The sequence below is a fragment of the Streptomyces sp. NK15101 genome, from assembly GCF_020400725.1.
Lineage (GTDB): Bacteria > Actinomycetota > Actinomycetes > Streptomycetales > Streptomycetaceae > Streptomyces.
Genome location: NZ_JAINVG010000187.1, coordinates 1 through 3,097 on the forward strand (window position 1 = coordinate 1; position 3,097 = coordinate 3,097).

Consider the following 3,097-nt stretch of genomic DNA (forward strand, 5'->3'; position numbering starts at 1 on the left):
CGTCAGGGCCGGGCCCTGCAGACCGAGCGTGTACGCGACGCGGCCCGAGGCCACGCTCGACGTCGTCCCCGTCAGACCGAACCCGGCGGCACCCGCGCCCGCCTCGCCGAGCCGGGGACCGTACTCCTGGGCGATGGCTCCGAGGAACACGCCCGTCGAGGTGCCGCGCAGCGATCCGGGCGTGATGCCGGCCCGCTCCAGGGCCTCCCACGACACTTCGAGCAGCAGCCGCTGCTGCGGGTCCATCGCCAGCGCCTCGCGCGGCGAGATCCCGAAGAAGGCGGGGTCGAACTCGGCGGCCTCGTGGAGGAACCCGCCGTGCCGGACGTAGGACGTGCCGGAGTGGTCCGGGTCGGGGTGGAAGAGGTTGTCGAGGTCCCAGCCCCGGTCGGCCGGGAACTCCGAGACGACGTCGCGCCGCTCGGCGACGACCCGCCACAGCGCCTCGGGCGAGTCCACCCCGCCCGGGAAGCGGCAGCCCATCCCGACGATCACGATCGGATCGTCGTCCGTGCGCGGGGCGACGGGGGCGACGGGCTGGGCGGGGGCGCTCTCGGCGCGCTCCCGCACGAGCGCGAGCGTGAAGTCGACGACGGCGGTCGGCGTGGGGTGGTCGAAGACCAGGGTGGCCGGAAGGCGCAGACCGGTCGCGGAGTTGAGGCGGTTGCGCAGCTGGACCGCGAGCAGCGAGTCGATGCCGAAGCTCTTGAACGGCTGGTCCGGGTCGATCCCGTCCGCCGACTCGCTGCCGATGACCGAGGCGAGCTGGGTGCGGACGACGTCGAGCAGCAGACGGCGCCCCTCTTCCTCGGACAGCCGGCCGAGCCTGCGGCGCAGACCGGACTCGCCGGCGCGCCGCTGCGGGACCCGCACCAGGGAGCGCAGCACCGGGGACAGCGTCCCGGCGAGCGCGTCGGCGCGCAGCGCGGCCGGGTCGAGGCGGGCCGGCACGAGCAGCGGTTCGTCGTCGGCGAGCGCCCGGTCGAGGAGTTCGAGGCCCTGCTCGGTGGAGAGCGGGGCGATGCCCCGGGTCGAGAGGGTGTCGTCGTCCAAGTGGCTGGTGAGACCGGTGCGTTCGGCCCACAGGCCCCAGGCGAGCGAGGTCGCGGGACGGCCGGCGGCGCGGCGGCGGGCGGCGAGCGCGTCGAGGAAGACGTTGCCCGCGGCGTAGTTGGCCTGGCCCGGGTTGCCGAGCACGCCCGCGACCGAGGAGAACAGGACGAAGGCCGTGAGGTCGTGGTCGGCGGTCAGTTCGTCGAGGTGGGCCGCGGCGTCCACCTTGGGCCGCAGGACGGCCGCGAGCCGCTCCCCGGTGAGCGACTCGACCACGCCGTCGTCGAGCAGACCCGCGGTGTGGACGACGGCGGTGAGCCGCACGCCGGCCAGCAGCTTCGCGAGCGCGTCGCGGTCGGCGGTGTCACAGGCCGCGAGGGTGACCTCGGCGCCCAGCCCGGTGAGCTCGGCGACGAGTTCCCCGGCGCCGGGCGCGTCGGCGCCACGGCGGCTGACCAGGAGCAGACGGCGGGCGCCGTGCTCGGTGACCAGATGGCGCGCGACCGACGCGCCGAGCACACCGGTGCCGCCCGTGACGAGCACGGTGGCGTCCGGGTCGAACGGGCCGGTGCCGGCCGGGTCTGCGGCGGAGGCGTGCCGGACCAGCCGGGGGGCGAGGAGCGCGCCCGACCGCAGGGCGAGCTGGGGCTCGGCGAGCACGGCACCGGGCACGGTGCCGGCCTCGTGCGCCTCGTCCGAGTCCAGCAGGGCGAAGCGGTCGGGGTGCTCGGACTGGGCGGTCCTGATCAGGCCCCACACGGTGGCCTGGGCGGGGTCGTCGACCACGGGGCCGGCGGCACCGTCGGTCAGCACCAGCAGGCGGGAGCCGGCGAAGCGGGCATCGGCCAGCCACTCCTGGACCAGGCCGAGCGCCCAGCGCGCCGCCTGGTGGGCGGCCTCGGCGAGGCCGGTTCCCGTGCTGTCGGAGTCCTGCGGGGTACCCGGACATCGGGCGGTGACCGGACATCGTACGCCGACCACCGGCGGCACGACGTCCGGTACGTCGGCCAGGCCGGCGACCAGGCACACGTCGATCCCGGCCGTCGCGGCGGCGACCGGCTGCCACTCGACACGGAACAGCGAGTCGGAGCCCCGGGCGGCGGACAGGTCCGCGGTGAAGGGCCGCATCGTGACGGCCTCCGCGGACAGCACGGGCTTCCCCGCGCCGTCGGTGACGCGCAGGGTCACCCCCTCCTCGCCCCTCGGGGTGAGCCACACCCGCAGGGCGTCCGCGCCGTCCGTGTGGCGGGTGACGCCGGACCAGGAGAAGGGCAGGACGGTGCCGCCGTCCTCGCGGAGCAGCCCGACCGCGTGCAGGGCCGCGTCCAGGAGCGCCGGGTGCACCCCGAAGGTCGTGGCGTCCAGCTCGGCGGGCAGACCGACCTCGGCGAAGACGTCGCGGCCGGAGCGCCAGGCGGCGCGCAGGCCCTGGAAGGCGGGGCCGTAGTCGTAGCCCGCCTCCGTGAGGGTGTCGTAGCGGCCCTCGACGTCGATCTCCCGGGCGCCGGGCGGGGGCCATTCGGCGAGGTCGAAGTCCGCGGTGTCGTCGTCGAGGTCGAGCACGGCCGCGGCGTGCCGCGTCCACGGGGCACCCGCGTCGGCGTCCTGCGGCCGGGAGTGCACGGCCAGCTCCCGCTGCCCGTTCGCGGCCGGCGGCTCGACGGTCACCCGCAGCTGTACGGCTTCGCCGGGCGGGAGCACCAGCGGCGCCTGGAGGGTGAGCTCGGCGAGCCGTCGCCACCCCACCCGCGCGCCCACGGCCATCGTGAGCTCCAGGAAGGCGGTGCCGGGCAGCAGCACGGTGCCGTGCACGGCGTGGTCGGCGAGCCACGGCTGCGTGTCGAGGGCGAGCCGCCCCGTGTACACCAGCCGGTCCTCCTCGACCAGCTCCACCACGGCTCCGAGCAGCGGGTGCCCCGCCGAGGCCAGACCGAGCCCACGGGCGTCGGTCGAGGCCGGCTCGGGCTCCAGCCAGTAGCGCCGGCGCTGGAAGGGGTACGAGGGCAGTTCGACGGCCCGGGCGCGGTAGGGCCGAAGGACGGCC

Annotated in this window: 1 protein-coding gene; it reads right to left on the reverse strand. The window is 76.3% G+C overall.

From position 1 onward, the window contains the following. A partial coding sequence (locus tag K7G60_RS38465) for a type I polyketide synthase (RefSeq protein WP_308083285.1) occupies nt 1-3,097 on the reverse strand: 3,097 nt, incomplete at both ends.